17 protein-coding genes are annotated in these 15866 nt (G+C 40.7%); 7 read left to right on the top strand and 10 right to left on the bottom strand.

Features of this window, described 5'->3' with window-relative positions; all coding sequences use genetic code 11:
- Positions 1–68 precede the first annotated feature (68 nt).
- A complete protein-coding gene (locus Q0688_RS12495) occupies positions 69–704 on the top strand; it encodes a response regulator (RefSeq protein WP_299076949.1) in 636 nt (211 codons plus the stop codon).
- Between the two features lie 6 nt (positions 705–710).
- Positions 711–1715 (top strand): adenosine deaminase, encoded by a 1005-nt coding sequence (add, locus tag Q0688_RS12490; RefSeq protein ID WP_299076946.1) that lies wholly within the window; start codon positions 711–713, stop codon positions 1713–1715.
- A gap of 54 nt (positions 1716–1769) precedes the next feature.
- Here add and fadE read toward each other — a convergent pair whose 3' ends face one another.
- The 4 genes from fadE to purM form a co-directional block, all read right to left on the bottom strand.
- On the bottom strand, positions 1770–4235 hold the full coding sequence (gene fadE / locus Q0688_RS12485) for an acyl-CoA dehydrogenase FadE (RefSeq protein ID WP_299076943.1): 2466 nt from the start codon (positions 4233–4235) through the stop codon (positions 1770–1772).
- A 174-nt stretch (positions 4236–4409) separates the two neighbouring features.
- Complete coding sequence (locus Q0688_RS12480; RefSeq protein WP_299076940.1) at positions 4410–5162, bottom strand: DUF3108 domain-containing protein; 753 nt, start codon at positions 5160–5162, stop codon at positions 4410–4412.
- Positions 5149–5805: a phosphoribosylglycinamide formyltransferase gene (purN, locus tag Q0688_RS12475; RefSeq protein ID WP_299076937.1), complete on the bottom strand. Its 657-nt coding sequence runs from the start codon at positions 5803–5805 to the stop codon at positions 5149–5151. Before purN ends, Q0688_RS12480 begins: the two co-directional genes overlap by 14 nt.
- Positions 5806–6843 (bottom strand): phosphoribosylformylglycinamidine cyclo-ligase, encoded by a 1038-nt coding sequence (gene purM, locus Q0688_RS12470; protein WP_299076935.1) that lies wholly within the window; start codon positions 6841–6843, stop codon positions 5806–5808.
- A gap of 235 nt (positions 6844–7078) precedes the next feature.
- On the opposite strand from purM, the gene Q0688_RS12465 reads away from it, so the two are divergent.
- Positions 7079–8185: a DUF2066 domain-containing protein gene (locus Q0688_RS12465; protein ID WP_299076931.1), complete on the top strand. Its 1107-nt coding sequence runs from the start codon at positions 7079–7081 to the stop codon at positions 8183–8185.
- On the top strand, positions 8173–8892 hold the full coding sequence (hda, locus tag Q0688_RS12460; protein WP_299076928.1) for a DnaA regulatory inactivator Hda: 720 nt from the start codon (positions 8173–8175) through the stop codon (positions 8890–8892). The genes Q0688_RS12465 and hda overlap by 13 nt, the downstream gene beginning before the upstream one ends.
- 6 nt (positions 8893–8898) lie before the next feature.
- On the opposite strand, the gene Q0688_RS12455 is transcribed toward hda, so the two are convergent.
- From Q0688_RS12455 to arsC, 3 genes are read right to left on the bottom strand one after another with little or no spacing between them, the layout of a single operon-like run.
- Positions 8899–9327 (bottom strand): DUF2069 domain-containing protein, encoded by a 429-nt coding sequence (locus Q0688_RS12455; protein ID WP_299076925.1) that lies wholly within the window; start codon positions 9325–9327, stop codon positions 8899–8901.
- A gap of 21 nt (positions 9328–9348) precedes the next feature.
- Positions 9349–9942: an NAD(P)H:quinone oxidoreductase gene (gene wrbA, locus Q0688_RS12450; protein ID WP_299076922.1), complete on the bottom strand. Its 594-nt coding sequence runs from the start codon at positions 9940–9942 to the stop codon at positions 9349–9351.
- Entirely contained in the window at positions 9939–10292 is a 354-nt protein-coding gene (gene arsC / locus Q0688_RS12445; protein ID WP_299076919.1) for an arsenate reductase (glutaredoxin), read from the bottom strand. Before arsC ends, wrbA begins: the two co-directional genes overlap by 4 nt.
- Before the next feature lie 97 nt (positions 10293–10389).
- On the opposite strand from arsC, the gene Q0688_RS12440 reads away from it, so the two are divergent.
- Positions 10390–10857, top strand: coding sequence for a TlpA disulfide reductase family protein (locus Q0688_RS12440; protein WP_299076915.1), 468 nt, complete (start codon positions 10390–10392; stop codon positions 10855–10857).
- On the opposite strand, the gene Q0688_RS12435 is transcribed toward Q0688_RS12440, so the two are convergent.
- Positions 10843–12291 (bottom strand): M48 family metalloprotease, encoded by a 1449-nt coding sequence (locus Q0688_RS12435; RefSeq protein WP_299076912.1) that lies wholly within the window; start codon positions 12289–12291, stop codon positions 10843–10845. The two genes, Q0688_RS12440 and Q0688_RS12435, sit on opposite strands and share 15 nt — an antisense overlap.
- A 105-nt stretch (positions 12292–12396) precedes the next feature.
- Entirely contained in the window at positions 12397–12927 is a 531-nt protein-coding gene (locus Q0688_RS12430) for a hypothetical protein (protein ID WP_299076909.1), read from the bottom strand.
- Between the two features lie 202 nt (positions 12928–13129).
- Here Q0688_RS12430 and Q0688_RS12425 point away from each other — a divergent pair, with 202 nt between their 5' ends.
- The gene (locus tag Q0688_RS12425) at positions 13130–14197 is read left to right on the top strand and encodes an AI-2E family transporter (RefSeq protein WP_299076906.1); all 1068 of its coding nucleotides are present in this window, start codon (positions 13130–13132) and stop codon (positions 14195–14197) included.
- 31 nt (positions 14198–14228) lie between these two features.
- On the opposite strand, the gene bcp is transcribed toward Q0688_RS12425, so the two are convergent.
- Positions 14229–14693 carry a thioredoxin-dependent thiol peroxidase gene (gene bcp, locus Q0688_RS12420; protein WP_299076904.1) on the bottom strand — a complete coding sequence of 155 codons (465 nt, stop codon included), beginning with the start codon at positions 14691–14693 and terminating at the stop codon, positions 14229–14231.
- Positions 14694–14976: 283 nt separating this feature from the next.
- Here bcp and dapA point away from each other — a divergent pair, with 283 nt between their 5' ends.
- The gene (gene dapA / locus Q0688_RS12415; RefSeq protein WP_299076900.1) at positions 14977–15858 is read left to right on the top strand and encodes a 4-hydroxy-tetrahydrodipicolinate synthase; all 882 of its coding nucleotides are present in this window, start codon (positions 14977–14979) and stop codon (positions 15856–15858) included.
- Positions 15859–15866: the final 8 nt, after the last annotated feature.

Below are 15866 nucleotides of genomic sequence, written 5' to 3'. Positions count from 1 at the left end.
GCCTTCATTAGTTGCTACTAAAGTATTAATCTTCTGTAAATTATTCAAAGTAAAAAAGGGCTAATTCAGTGCCGAAGTTTCTAATTGCAGATGATCATCCTCTTTACAGAGAGGCCTTGGTGTCGGCGCTGCAGCCATTGTTTGACAAAGTTAAAATTATTCAATCCGATGACTTAGATTCAACCCTTGAGGCATTGACTAATAATAAAGATATTGATTTGGTGTTGTTAGATTTAAATATGCCAGATTGTGATAAGTTTTATGGTGTCATTAGAGTCTCCCAAGATTTTCCTCAAATACCCATAGCGGTCGTTTCTGCAAGTGACTCAGTTGAGGTTATTTCTAAAGTGATGAGCCTTGGTGCCAAAGCATTTATCCCAAAAGCAACCACTACTGCGACTTTGGCTGACGCATTAAAATATATAATGAAAGGCAATACTTGGTTACCCGAGGGTATTAAAGCCGAAACTTTACATCAAGAGCCTGTCAGCGATGTTGCCAAGCGGGTAGGTGAGTTAACACCTAAACAGTTCCAAGTATTGAAATTACTGCAAGATGGTTTACTGAATAAGCAAATTGCGTTTGATCTAAATATTACCGAAGCAACGGTTAAAGCTCATATCAGTGCGGTGTTTAGAAAGCTTGACGTAAATACACGTACTCAAGCCGTAGTGTTATTAAAGAAATTGGATATTGTTGAGTAAGCACCTGTGATAAACCCTAGTTACCCCCTTACTGATTTACATCGGCATCTTGATGGTAATATTCGTTTGTCTACTATTTGGCAATTGGCAGAGCAATATTCAATTGCCTTGCCTGCAGAAAACTTAGCGTCACTCAAATCTAAAGTACAGATCCAGCAGAAAACCACAGACTTACTAGCCTTTTTGCAGAAAATGGAATTAGGGGTTTCGGTATTGGCTTCTGAGCAGGCCTGTTATAGGGTGGCATATGAAAATGTGGAAGATGCTAAACGTGCGGGACTTAGTTATGTTGAACTACGCTTTTCACCGGTGTTTATGGCCAAGGCTTTCGGCTTAGATATACAACAGGTGGTAGAAGCGGTGGTGGCTGGGTGTAAAGCGGGTAGCCAGGCTTTTGCTATTCCAATGAATCTCATCGGTGTTTTAAGTCGTACTTACGGCGAACAAAGTTGTATGCAAGAGTTACAGGCCTTGTTAACGACGAAGGATCACATCTGCGGACTAGATCTTGCGGGAGATGAAAAAGCATTTCCAGCCAAACGTTTTGTCGAGCATTTTACCCTTGCTAGAGATGCTGGTTGGCAAATTACGGTTCATGCCGGTGAAGCAGACGGCCCCGATAGTATTCATCAAGCCATTGATTTACTGGGTGCAACACGAATTGGTCATGGGGTGACTGCTGCGCAAGATGAAAAGCTGATGGACTTTATGGCTAGGAATGAAATTGCAGTTGAATGCTGCTTAACCTCAAACTTCCAAACTGGCGCCTGTACCAATATTGACGAACATCCAGTTAAAATGTTTTTAGAAAGAGGTATGTTGGTTACTTTAAATACAGATGATCCTGGGGTTTCGGGAATCGAAATAGCGGATGAATATCAACTAGCCAAAGACAGCGTTGGGTTAACGCCTAAACAATTGTTGGGCATACAATTAAATGGCGTGAATGCCTCCTTTGCGACAGGCTCTTTTAAGAAAATGCTGTTAGATTGTTATACTGGCGTCAGTTAAAAAAGTTAATAAAAAGCCCTGGGATCAGGGCTTTATACCAAACCACATGATTTTTTAAGCTGGTTTTTTCGCCCTCGGCTTTCTTTTAGCTTTGGCTTTTGCGGTGCTTTGTACAAGCTCACTATGGTCGAATTCATCTACATTTATGGTACGTAGGCGCCCCTGTTCGGTTTCTCTAAGTAATGTGGCTTGCTCTTCAGATATTACCGCTAATTTAAGTCCCATATCGGCGATTTTATCTAGCTCGGTAAAAGGCAAATGCTGATTTGCCGCTTTACATACAGTGCGATAAATAGGCTCGGCAGCAATGACGTTCTCAAGAGTTTGCTCTAAATCGCCCATTAAACTGCCTTCTATTCGAGACAAATACTGGCCTGCACCGAGTCTATTACGAGCTTCACTGGGGGTTTGTAGTAAAGTCGCAACCTCATGCTCTAATTGGTCGCTAGGGCGTTTATACTTTTTCCCAAATGGCATAATGATACACTTTAGTGTTTTGCCCATTAGCATAGAAGGGAAGTTGTCGAGCAGTTCCTCTAAGGCTGTTTCTAGCTTGTGTAGGCTGTCTTGCATGGCCCAGTGCATTAAGGGCAGATCTTCAGCTTTTCGTCCCTCATCATCGAAACGCTTTAATACACAAGAGCCAAGGTATAGATAACTCAATATGTCACCTAAACGGGCTGAAATCCGCTCGCGGCGTTTTAATTCACCACCTAAAGCCGCCATGGCAACATCTGAAAGAAAAGCCATATTGGTGCTATAACCTTGCATGGCGCGATAGTAGCCAGCAGTTTCATCCTTAAAAGGTGCGTGGGTAAAACGTGTGCGCGTAAATGAAAACCATGCACTACGGAAAAAGTTACTGATGGCAAAACCAATATGGGCAAATACTGCTTGATCAAACTGCTCTAGACCCTGATCTGTATCTGGATTGTTAGCAGCGAGTAACTCAGTTAAAACATAAGGATGACTACGCATAGCACCTTGACCATATATCATCATATTACGGGTAAGAATGTTGGCTCCTTCTACAGTGATCGCAATAGGCGCACCTTGATAAGCACGGCCTAAATAATTGTTTGGGCCTAACATAATGCCTTTTCCACCATGTACGTCCATAGCGTCATTGATAAGTTGCCGCATCTTTTCAGTTAAATGGTATTTACAGATAGCTGAAATAACAGAGGGTTTTTCACCTAGATCTACCCCTTTGGTCGAAAACGAAGTGACCGCATCCATCAAATAAGCGTTTCCCCCAATTCTGCCTAACATTTCTTCTATGCCTTCCATATGTCCTACCGGCATTTTGAATTGTCGACGAATACGCGCATATGCACCCGTTGCCAAAGCGATGCTTTTTGCTCCTCCTGCGGAGTTTGAAGGTAAGGTGATCACTCGACCCACAGATAGACACTCTACTAGCATGCGCCAGCCTTGACCGATCATATCGGTACCACCAATAATGAAGTCTAGAGGTACGAAAATATCTTGGCCTACAATAGGTCCATTTTGGAAAGGAATATTCAATGGTAAATGGCGATGACCAATTTCCATTCCAGCCGTGTCTCTTGGCAATAAAGCACAGGTTATACCCAATTCTTTTTCATTTCCTAATAAACCATCAGGATCATACATTTTAAATGCTAAACCAATTACAGTGGCAACAGGCGCTAGGGTAATGTATCGCTTATTAAACGTTAGGCGCATACCTATTACTTCTTCACCTTGCCATTGCCCTTTGCATACTATGCCGCTATCGGGTAAAGAGCCGGCATCTGAACCCGCTTCAGGGCCCGTTAGGGCAAAGCATGGTATTTCGTCGCCCACGGCTAATCTAGGTAAATAGTTATTTTTTTGGTCTTCTGTTCCGTAGTGTTGTAATAGTTCACCAGGTCCTAACGAATTAGGTACACCGACTGTAGTAGATAACACTGCGCTGACACTAGATAATTTTTGAAGCACCCTTGATTGACAATAGGCAGAAAAATCTAAGCCTCCATATTCCTTTTTGATGATCATTGCGAAGAATTTATGATCTTTTAAGTACTGCCAGATTTCAGCAGATAAATCGGCATTTTTGTGGGTAACTTCCCAGTCATTGCACATACTACATACTACTTCTACCGGTCCATCTAAAAAAGCTTGTTCATCTGACGTCAGGCGAGCTTGGGGAATATTATGCAAGGTTTGCCAGTTGGGGTTTCCACTAAAAATTTCTCCATCCCACCATACTGTGCCAGCATCAATGGCGTCTTTTTCGGTGCTCGACATTTCAGGCATGATTTTTTTGTACATGCTTAGAATAGGTTCGCTGATATATTGTTTACGTATTGAGTCGATATTCAGGGGCAAAGCGACAATTAAAAAGGCTAACCAAGTGAGTTCACCTATCAAGCCCAATATACTTCCTAATACAAACAAAACAAAAACGGCGACTGTCCCGTTAAACAATTTCATTCGAAAATAGCTTACGATGCCTAACGCGGCTAGCACATATAACAACCAAAATAGGGTTTGCATAATAACTCCAATTAATAGAGGTCAGACCAGAAATTCAACCTTATATTTTCGAAACTGAAAAATCAAGGTCACTTATTTATGTGGCTTAGTATTATAGCTAAGCATTGCATCTTGCCAATATACAGTTGCAGTAAAACAATAGTGAGGATAAAGGGCTTAACGGGATAAAGAAAACTAAGGTTGTGCCGCGAGTTTAGATATTGTTGATTGGAAACGTTTTAAACGGATCTCACCTTGTTCATCGCCATTTTTAAATTGTTTCAACTTGACTAATTGATAGTTAAGTTGCGGTGAAAACCAAGCTAGGGTCTCACGTGATGAATTGGTTCTTTGTATTTTGATTTTGATCCCCTCAATCATTCCGAAAGGTAAGTCGAGTTGTTCTGTCCCCACAACTTTTAATTCATAGTGGCGAATTTCACCTCTATTATTAATAACGTCATATACAAATTCACGTTGTCCTGAGGCTAATTTTAACTGCACATCTAAACGATAAAGTTGGCTATCTAATTGCCCCATCCATGCTTTGGGCTTTGCTTGATTAACAGTGAAGGTTGATTTTTCTGCGTCAAATAATATTTTAGTGCTCTTATTTGAACCTGTGCCACTGCGACTGTAAGCATAAGTTTTGGGCTGTAATTGTGAATTTTCAAAGGTGAAAAAACTGGTTTCAGAGCGTACGTCAGATAAAAAGAACGCGGAAACCTTTGAGTAGTAGTCTAATCGATAGAGATCGTTTTGGTCGGTTTTTAAACTTAGCCTTGCTCTGCCTAGACTTCGACCAAATCGATAAACTATGTATTCTGCTTCAAATCCTGTTAATTCTTCGGATGTTGCATCGGTTTGAGCAAAAGCAGTGGGCTGTGCACTTAACGTTAAAAATAGTAAACATACTGATAAAAACGCTAGTGATTTACCCAATTGCATAACCCTCTTCAGTTAATATTTCGCTGTCTAATGTCGCTTTATTATCAAACATTTTAAGCCTATCTTCACAAAACCATTTTATAACCAATGGATACATTTGACGTTCTTGTTGCTGAACCCGTTGCGCTAGCTCTTGTGGATCTTGTTGTTCAAATATCGGTACTTTTGATTGTAACACCACAGGACCGCCATCTAACTCTGGTGTAACAAAATGCACCGACGCGCCGTGCACCGTGTCTCCAGCGTCAATTGCTCGTTGGTGGGTGTCTAATCCTTTGTACTTTGGCAACAACGATGGATGAATGTTCAACATTCTACCTTTATAATGTTCAACAAAAGCAGGAGTAAGAATACGCATAAAACCGGCTAATACAATCAAATCCGGTGCAAACTCGTCAATACAACTTATCATTTTGGCATCATATTCTTCACGAGTTGCAAAGCTTGTGTGATCAATGAAAATGGCGGGAATAGCCGCATTCTCCGCTCGTACTAAAGCATAAGCGTCAGCTTGATTAGCGACAACAGCTGCAATTTTAGCGTTAATTCTATTTTCAGAGATATTATCAATAATCGCCTGTAAGTTAGAACCATTTCCGGACACCAAGACCACTATAGACTTTGTTGCTGATTGCTTAGTCACTTATTTAATCTCGACCTGTTCTGGTGAATCTGTGTTCTCAACGTGCCCAATCTGCCAAGCGTTTTCGCCTAAACCATTTAGGATCTCTAGTGCTTGTGCCACCTTATCATTGGGTAAGGCAATAATTAAACCTACACCACAATTAAAGGTACGGTACATTTCATGGGTCGTTACATTACCTTGTTGTTGTAACCAATTAAAAATAGCCGGCCATTGCCAAGAATTGCCATCGATAACAGCTTTAGTATCTTGTGGCAGTACTCTTGGAATATTTTCCCAAAACCCGCCACCGGTAATATGAGATATCGCATTCACTTGAACTTGCTCTAATAGCGACAGTACATTTTTGACATAAATACGCGTAGGCTCGAGTAAATGCTCAGATAACGTCTTGCCTTCAAGGGTATCACTGGTATCACTTTCGGATACTTCGATTATTTTACGTATTAATGAATAACCATTAGAGTGAGGACCTGAAGAAGCCAGTGCAATTAAGGCATCACCATGGGTTACGCGTGACCCATCAATTACATCATCTGCCTCAACTACCCCTACACAAAAGCCAGCAACGTCGTAATCTTCACCGTGATACATGCCTGGCATTTCTGCGGTTTCACCGCCAATTAGGGCACAACCAGATAACTCGCAGCCTTTACCAATGCCAGTGACGACTTCTGTGGCTGTATCGACATTTAATTTACCTGTGGCGTAGTAATCGAGGAAAAATAAAGGCTCTGCGCCTTGCACGATTAAGTCATTGACACACATTGCCACTAAATCTATACCTATCCCAGCATGTTGTTTTAGGTCCATGGCTAGTCTAAGTTTGGTACCGACACCATCTGTTCCAGAGACTAACAAAGGCTTTTGGTATTTTTCTGGTAATGAACACAATGCACCAAATCCACCTAAACCACCTTTGACTTCAGGTCTATGGGTTTTTTTTGTGACCGATTTAATTCTTTCGACTAACTGGTTACCTGCATCTATATCAACCCCAGCGTCTTTGTAACTTAGTGATGAATTTTTATCGCTCACGTACTTTCCTCAATATGGCCGCAAAAAAGAGCGCAGATTTTAGCAGCTTGAACAAGTAATACCAATTCATCTTATTTAAATAACCTAAACCGTGGATAAGAAACACTTGTAATGGCGCTATTTTAATTCCAGATTAGATTTGTTTGGTAAACAAATGATGAATTTTGCTGACAAATAAATGACAATACCCGTCCAGAAGTATTTCGAAAATATGTGTTGAGGAGAATTGGCCCCAATGCCAATAAATTTAAAGCCTGTAGTACTGATGCTTTTACTTGTGTGGCTAAATGGCTGGCAGAGCGTTAAAGCGGCGGTTATTGAGGATTTATACGAGGCGAGAATTGCCGTAGATAATCAATCAAAGCAAGCGCAAGTTAAGGCTTTTAGTCTTGCATTTAAGCAAGTGCTACTTAAAGTAAGAGGTAATAGTGACCTCTTAAACGATCAAAAAATAACAAGCACTTTGCCTAAAGCCACCCGTTTTGTGCGAGCTTATAGTTATGACAGGCAAGGATCACAGTTGTATTTGGTGATTAGTTTTGATCCCAATCCCGTACAAAATTTGATTCGTAGTGCAGGTTTTCCTGTATGGGATAAAAGGCGTCCTGATTCTATTCTGTGGTTAGCCATTCAAACAACAGATGCGTTATCAAGGCAGATAGTTACGGCCTCACAATATCCAGAGATATACCAACAAATGCGTTCAAGCGCGGCTCATAGAGGACTAAGTTTGACTTTGCCATTGTGGGACCTGGGGGATGTAGAATCCCTTGGTGTGTATGATATCTGGGGTGAGTTTAACAACCAAATACTACAGGCAAGTGAGCGTTACGCTGCTTCATCGGTTCTATCTGCGAGAATTTATCAGAAGAATGCGCTTATAACTGATGTCGCGACGCCAGAGAATACAGCCACTTCTCAAATATGGCTTGCCGATTGGCTTCTGATGGAAGGCGGCGATATTTTAACGGGGCAGGTGCAAGGGGACAATCCTACCTTGATTGCAAAAGCCTTGGTAGATGGCTTGGCAGATCAGTTATCTTCTAAATATGCTATTGATTTGTCTAAAGTTGATAGAGCAAACTCTAAGATTCAGATTGTAATAAATAATATGGACTCACTTAATTATTACACCCAAGCATCGAGCTTTTTGGCGAATATGAGCATTGTAAACGATGCGACTTTAGTTAAACAACAGGGCCCTCGTGCAACATTTGAGTTAGATTTATTAGGTGATGTTGAAGATTTGAATAACGCTTTTAGGTTAGATAACAAAATTAGACCCGTTGTTGATGACTTTGGGCAACGAATTTCTGATTTGGAGTTCTTTTGGGTCAAGTAAATAACCAACTCACGCTGCCCGTTGGCTTAAAAGATACTGAATCATTTGCTAGTTTTATTGCGGGGCAAAATGTTCAAGCATGTAGCCACTTGAACGCACTATTTTCACAAAATGAAGGTGAACAAACTAATAATTGGCTGACTTATTTGTTTTCTGATTCAGGTTTGGGTAAGAGCCATTTATTGTATGCAACATGCCAACAAGCTGAGCTTATGGATGCGTCCTGCATCTATTTTAGTTTTAATGAAAAACCTTATATGTCTCCCGATATGTTACTTGGGCTTGAAGATTATCGATTAATTTGTCTCGACGATATTGAAAAACTTCAAGGTGAACGGGAATGGCAAGTTGCGGTATTTGATTTAATTAATAGAGTGAAAGAACAGGCTAAGTGCAGTTTGGTGATCACCGGTAATCAACCCCCAAAACAGTTGTCCTTAGAATTACCCGATCTGATTTCTAGATTATCTTGGGGAACTAATTTCCAACTTTTTTCGTTAACAGACGAGCAGCGGCAACAAGCGTTAATTGTAAAGGCCCAACATCGTGGATTGAACATGTCTAAAGAGGTCGCCAAGTTTCTGGTAAATCATTGGCAACGAGATATGCCGGCGCTAATTGCGTCTTTGGATATTCTTGATGAACAATCCTTACAACAGCAACGCAAGCTCAGCATACCTTTTGTGAAAGCTATCTTAGCGCTTTAGACCCGCTTATTTGTGGTTTTGCTGGCCTTCAAAGGCTTGTTTTTCTTCTAATAGTTCATCTTTGAGTTTACGAATTCCCAAACCCAATTCCCGTCCTCTTATCCGAGCATAAAAACTACAACCGATAAATAACGTGCTACACAAAATAATTTCGATCAGCGCATAGACTCGTTCTCCTGCAACGGCATAAACAGCCGTTAACCCGTGTAATAAATAATACATCACGATAAAATTAGTCCATGCATGGGTATATGGCTTACCCTGTAACAGCCCTTTGGCGGGTAACAAAATAGGCATAATCCAAAATAGAATGGTGAACAAGGTTGATGTGGTTTTGTCGAGTGTTAACACAAAATGCCAAAGGATTAACCAAACAATCAATAACAGATAGCTGCTTAGGGTTAATCTTCGAAAAAATGTACTGTTGAATGTCATGTTATTAAGTCCGTATTTTGATTAATCAAGCAGTTTCGCCGCAAACTTTGCGAGTCTTCTGCCTTGTTCGATACACAATGTTTGCTCATCGCTAGTGAGTTTGTTTTTGTTTTCACCTTGAGCAAGATGGGAAACACCATAAGGCCCACCGCCAGACGTTGTTGTATGAAGCTCTGGGGTAGAGTAGGGCAAACCACATAACACCATGCCGTGATGCAATAAAGGGATCATCATAGTAAGCAAGGTCGATTCTTGGCCGCCATGCATACTGGATGTAGAAGTAAATACACAAGCGGGTTTATTTTCTAGGGTGCCTGCTAACCATTGGGCACTGGTGTCGTCTAAAAAATATTTTAATGGTGCGGCCATATTGCCAAAGCGGGTAGGACTACCCAGCGCTAAAGCACAGCAATCGTCCAAGTCGTGTTTGCTAACATAAGGGTCGCCAACACTGGGAACCGTACTTTGTTGGTGATCTAAATTATTACTGACTTCAGGTACACAACGCAAACGGGCTTCAAGTCCAGATTTTTCGACGCCTAAGGCAATCGCATTTGCCATCGCCTGTGTTGCCCCGTGGCGACTGTAATATAAAATCAGTACTACTTGGCTCATAGAATGTCCAATACCGCTTCAGGCGGGCGACCTATAGCGGCGTTACCTTGGTTGAGAACTATAGGACGTTCAATAAGTTTAGGAGTGTTAACCATTGCCTGTATTAAAGTATTTTCGTCTAAGTCTGGATCGGCTAAGTTTTGTTCTTTGTACGAATCTTCTCCTTTTCGCATTAGTTGCCTTGCTGACGTAAACCCTAACTGTTCAATAATGGCGGTTAGTTCGCGAGCGCTTACCGGTGTTTTTAGATATTCTACAATAGTCGGTTTATAGCCACGCTCTTGTAGTAACTGTAATGTTTGGCGACTTTTTGAACATCTAGGATTGTGGAATATTTTTAATTCAGACATAAATTTTCACTTTAGATAAAATAGGGTATTGATACCTAGTATTCTACATTTTATTCTTTTTGTTACGAGCGTAACCAGTCATTAGGACACAGATATTTTGAAAAATGCCACACTTATTTTGATTGCAATCCTAGCTTTGTTTGTTGGACTGTGGACTCAGCAACAGCTAAAAGTTGATTTTAGCACTATAGATGGACAGACACATCGTTGGAGTAATACTCAGGAAAAATGGACTGTAGTTAATTATTTTGCCCAGTGGTGTGCCCCTTGCTTGCGGGAAATACCCGAGTTAAATAAATTTTATCAGCAAAATAAGGGCGATATAGATATTATCGCTGTTAGTTTTGATCCTCTTAGCAATGAACAACTTTTGACGTTGCAACAAACCTACGATATTCAGTTTCCAATAGTCGAAAAAATACATAACCTGCCTTGGACTCAACCACCCAGTAGTTTACCCACTACCTATATTCTCAATGAAGTTGGCAAAGTACAAAAGCAATTGAAAGGTGAACAAAGTGCCGAAAAATTAAAACGCACAATTGCAGTATTAAAGAGCTTGTAAGCGTTCTTGTGCGGTTCTGAATTGGTCTATCCTAGCTCGGATGCGTTTTTTTTCAATATTGCGTTCGCTTGCATAATTGTAGGCCGTATGTAACTCATCTATAGCTCTCGGGTAGGCGGCCACTAACGCAAATATTTCGGCTTTTATTTGATGCATTTCGAGCTTTTGTTCGCTTGCTTGATAACCATTAGAAAGCAACTCATAAGCCAACATGTTGTTGGGGTTGATTAATAAGTAATCTTTTAATAGCGTTGTTGCAGTTTCAAATTCTTCCATTTTAATTAATAAGTTGGCTAAGTTTAACGTTAATACACGATTGTAAGGTGTATGTACCAATTGCGCCGATAACATCTCCTTGGCCCTTTGATATTGTTTCATTTCTATAGCAACGTCAGTGTAGGTATCCAAGTAAAATAGGTTATCGGGATCTTGTTGCAATAACCCTTCTATTAATGAAAGTGCGGCGCTAGGATCTTCATTAGCTAGTAAAGATAATGCTAAACCGTATTCTGCGGCTTGTTTAAATACGTATTGTTGTTTCTGTAATATATTTGAAAAATATTCAATGTTTCGCTTGGGACTAGCGTAGTAACGTGCCAGTACCCTTGATTTTGCTAAATGAAAATTGAGACTAGGTGGAACATTTCGTGACCTATAGGTCGCGGCGCGAGTGCGGGCGTCAGAAATCCTCGATTCAGGCAATGGGTGAGTCTGTAAAAATGCTGACATTTTTGATTTATGTCGGGTTTTTTCCGCTAGTATGCCGAAAAAACTACTCGCGCCGTTTGGGTCAAAACCGGCCTCGGCTAAAATATTGATCCCCACGCGGTCGGCTTCTTTTTCATTCTGCCTAGTGTAATTAATGGAAGATTGGGCAGAAGCGGCGTTGCTCACTGATATAGCTGCCATACCCGCTTCTGGATTAGCTGCGGCTAATAGTATGCTTCCCAACAGACTGGCGATTTGTAAAGGTGATGATTTTTGTCTGGCTTCAATCCCTCTAGCTATATGTCTTTGCGTCACGTGACTGACTTCATGGGCTAATACCGATGCTAATTCAGACTCGTTTCTGGCGTTAAATATAAGCCCAGTATGAATACCTATATGTCCACCGAAAAACGCAAAAGCGTTTATATCTGGGCTGTTTAGGATAAAAAATTTATAAGGAAATTTTACATTGTCTGCTTGTGCGACCAAGCGATTACCTATGTCCTGAATATACTCGTCTAATAAAGGGTCATTAATGATTGGAGCTTGCCCCCTTAGTTGCCGCATTAGCGCATCGCCAATCAGCACCTCTTTATCTAAGGTAATAGCACTAGAGGCAACAACGCCTATTTCGGGTAAATCATTTTTCTTATTTGCCGCGCTAACGGATAATTTACCTAGTAAAAAAAAGGTAAAAACAACAATCTTAGCAATAGTTTTTATCATAGATTAGGTCTAATTTAAGTGTCTCTTAGCTTTAATACAAAGTGATTATTCAGGACTTGCGTATATTATATGGGTTGATTAGCGGACATTAGTTCAATACTACACTTAAGCTCCCATAGTTTTCATATCTTTTATTTCTTGTTCAACTGACAAAAACAGCCCCTGAATCGATTGACCACTACTTTCAATAACCTGCAATGATGCTTGAAGTAATTGTAACAACTGCTCTATCAACATATGCGCATATTTAAGGAGCTCTATGTCTGCTTCATCACCGCAACGAATGGTTATAGCAATAAAATCCTGAAGCTTTGGGATACTTAGTACGGGGCCAAGACTTGCGGGGTTGTATTCTTTAAATGGTGAATTTGCCGCAAAAGGTTTGATTTGGGCTTGAGGTTCGTCGTTAATGACAGGGAAACAATGCAAATCGAAAGCATATTGATGGCAGTGCTTTTTTAGTATTACCGGCGGTTTCCCATCTGTGCAATTAGTAAGGTTCCAGTTTTTCTTATTGAGTAAATACGTAATGTTACTATCAAAACCGTCGCTGAAGGTGCCTTCTAGTTCTAATAGTTTATTCGCGATTATCTGAAAATGGTGCGGAACTTCGCCCAAATTAAGCGATTTTTTCAATTGCAAAATCGCCTTTGCGTTGCCAAAACGGCATGTCCAATCTAATTGCAAAAATAGCCTCCCTTTATTTTTTGGGATCAGTGTTACCCCCTATTTAATCATGTGGGGGTTGTGTAATATTGGCACCATCATATATAAGAGTTTCTAGGATCACCACTTACCCAATAGCTGGTGACTCTCATAAGTTAAGCAAGGACATTAGATGTTAAACGTTTTTGAACGTTGGTATAAGCGAAAATTTTCAGATCCCGATTCAATGATGCTGCTGCTGATGTTAGTTTTCAGTTCATTACTGTTGGCAATTTGGGGGGGAATTTTGATGCCCGTTATTGTTGCAGCCGTTATCGCCTATTTATTAGATTGGCCGGTCGCACAGTTGGCCAAGTTAGGATTATCTCGAGGCTATACTACTATGTTGGTGGTGTTAGGCTTTATTAGTGTCTCGATATTAACCTTAGTGGGGCTGGTGCCTGTTGTAACGCAGCAAAGTATTAATTTGATTAAAGAAATGCCCCAGATATGGGAAGAGGGGCAAGGGTGGCTATTAAGGCTACCCGAAACCTACCCTGAATTAGTGCAATTAAACCAAATTCAAGATGTATTAGATGGGATAAACGATAGAGTTGTCGGTTTGGCTGAACAGTTATTATCGGCGTCTTTTAGTTCCTTAGGCGGCCTTGGGGCGTTACTCATTTATATGATTTTAGTGCCATTGATGGTGTTTTTTATGGTGAAAGATAAAGAGCTTCTAGTGTCACACCTTTCCGCACTTTTACCCAGCGAGCGCCGCTTAATTAAGCAGGTAGGCAGAGAAATGAATTCGCAAATTGCTAACTATATTCGGGGTAAGGTGATTGAAATCATTATTGTTGGTACAGTGTCGGCACTCACCTTTGCATTTATGGATTTACGTTATTCAGTGCTACTTGGTGTTTTGGTTGGCTTTTCGGTGCTTATACCCTACATAGGTGCAGCGGTTGTCACTATCCCCATCGCTATTGTTGCTTTGTTTCAATGGGGCATTTCACCAGCGTTTTGGTATCTGATGGTGGCTTACGGGATCATCCAAGCATTGGATGGCAATGCATTAGTGCCGATATTGTTCTCGGAGGCGGTGAGTTTACATCCTGTGTATATTATTATTGCGGTGTTGTTCTTTGGTGGATTATGGGGTTTTTGGGGCGTGTTCTTTGCGATCCCTTTGGCTACCTTAGTTAAGGCTGTTGCTAATGCTTGGTCTAGTCCTAAAGAGTTAGAGCCAGAGGCTTAACGTGACGCCGAACTAGGTTCGGCATCCCATACTAATTTTGTAAATAGTCTAAAACCACTTGGTGGTGGTTCTTAGTTTTAAACTTATCAAATACCTGCTCTATCTTACCTTGTTCATCAATTAAAAAGGTGATGCGGTGGATCCCATCGTACTCTCTGCCCATAAACTTCTTTAATCCCCACACACCAAAGGCCTCGGCTACCCCATGATCTTCATCTGATAACAGCGTAAAATTAAGATGTTCTTTTTCTATGAACTTCGGCAATCTTTTTACCGCATCTGGGCTGATACCTAAAACTACTACATTTAATGCAGTCAATGATGTTTGGCTGTCGCGCAAACCTTGCGCCTGTATAGTACAGCCGGGCGTCATAGCCTTTGGATAAAAATAAACTAATACTTTTTTACCTGATAAGTCACTTAGTGAAACAGTTTTATTATCTTGATCAGGTAAACAAAATTGCGGTGCAAGATCACCCGCCTTGAGGGTTTGCATAATGGGTATCCTTAATATATTAAGTAAATGTAGCGATATGCAATATACCACATTACCTAATAGAAAAAGTGCCAAGCAATCAGCCCAATAGGCGTTTACTCAATGTAATTGCTAGCTGTATGTAGTCATTTTAAGCGTTTTTTGTCGCCAAATTGATTTTGAAATATTTTAACTTAGCAAGGTTGATCGCATTTTGATTCTAATCCAAGCTAATAGGTTATTCAGTGCTTGTTTTTACCAGACCAGATCTTTACCATTAGCCGCTAATTTTTTGGGAGAAAACATGTTTACTGGTAGTTATGTGGCGTTAGTTACGCCAATGCACGATAACGGGCAAATCGATTATCCGTCATTAAAGGTCTTAGTTGAATATCACGTTCAAAATGGCACCCATGGCATTGTGTCTGTTGGTACTACTGGTGAGTCTGCGACTTTACCTTTTCAGGAACATATCGAAGTAGTCAAACATACAGTAGAATATGCGCAAGGAAAGATCCCCGTCATTGCAGGAAGCGGCGCAAATTCAACTTCTGAAGCAATATTTCTAAGCGAACAAATGTCTGGTCTTGGTATTGCAGGCTTTTTAAGCGTGGTGCCTTATTACAATAAGCCCCAACAAAAAGGCATGATAGCGCACTTCAAGGCGGTAGCAGATGCCACCGATTTACCAGTGTTGTTATACAATGTACCTAGCCGAACAGTTGCGGATATGTTACCAGAGACTGTAGCTGAGTTAGCCAATCATCCGAAAATTGTAGGTTTAAAAGACGCGACCGGTGATTTAACACGTTTAGCAGCAACCCAAAAACTTGTGCCAGATGATTTTGTATTGCTAAGTGGTGATGATCTCAGTGGATGTGCGTTTCTAGAAAACGGTGGTCATGGTGTTATTTCGGTGACGGCTAATGTTGCTCCTAAACAAATGGCTGAGATGTGTAATGCCGCTTTAGTCAAAGACTTCCAATTGGCGAAACAAATAGATAAGCAAATAGCGGGTTTACATAGTGCGTTATTTGTTGAACCTAATCCTGTACTGCCTAAGTGGGCGTTACTCAAAATGGGACTGACTACTTCAGCTTTTTTACGATTACCTTTAGTCGAATCTGAACTAGCGAGTCAAAAACATATCGAACAAGTCATGCGCAGTTCAGGCGTATTATCTTAAGGAGATAG

It is taken from the genome of uncultured Paraglaciecola sp., from assembly GCF_937123705.1.
Classification (GTDB): domain Bacteria; phylum Pseudomonadota; class Gammaproteobacteria; order Enterobacterales; family Alteromonadaceae; genus Paraglaciecola.
This window is presented reverse-complemented; position numbering and strand designations above follow the sequence as displayed.

Excerpts from the sequence above, each read along its gene's own strand:
- fadE (WP_299076943.1), bottom strand. The coding sequence starts at position 4,235 with ATGCAAACCCTATTTTGGTTGTTATATGTGCTAGCCGCGTTAGGCATC.
- Q0688_RS12480 (WP_299076940.1), bottom strand. The coding sequence starts at position 5,162 with ATGCAATTGGGTAAATCACTAGCGTTTTTATCAGTATGTTTACTATTT.
- Q0688_RS12465 (WP_299076931.1), top strand. The coding sequence starts at position 7,079 with ATGCCAATAAATTTAAAGCCTGTAGTACTGATGCTTTTACTTGTGTGG.
- Q0688_RS12455 (WP_299076925.1), bottom strand. The coding sequence starts at position 9,327 with ATGACATTCAACAGTACATTTTTTCGAAGATTAACCCTAAGCAGCTAT.
- wrbA (WP_299076922.1), bottom strand. The coding sequence starts at position 9,942 with ATGAGCCAAGTAGTACTGATTTTATATTACAGTCGCCACGGGGCAACA.
- arsC (WP_299076919.1), bottom strand. The coding sequence starts at position 10,292 with ATGTCTGAATTAAAAATATTCCACAATCCTAGATGTTCAAAAAGTCGC.
- Q0688_RS12435 (WP_299076912.1), bottom strand. The coding sequence starts at position 12,291 with ATGATAAAAACTATTGCTAAGATTGTTGTTTTTACCTTTTTTTTACTA.
- Q0688_RS12425 (WP_299076906.1), top strand. The coding sequence starts at position 13,130 with ATGTTAAACGTTTTTGAACGTTGGTATAAGCGAAAATTTTCAGATCCC.
- bcp (WP_299076904.1), bottom strand. The coding sequence starts at position 14,693 with ATGCAAACCCTCAAGGCGGGTGATCTTGCACCGCAATTTTGTTTACCT.
- dapA (WP_299076900.1), top strand. The coding sequence starts at position 14,977 with ATGTTTACTGGTAGTTATGTGGCGTTAGTTACGCCAATGCACGATAAC.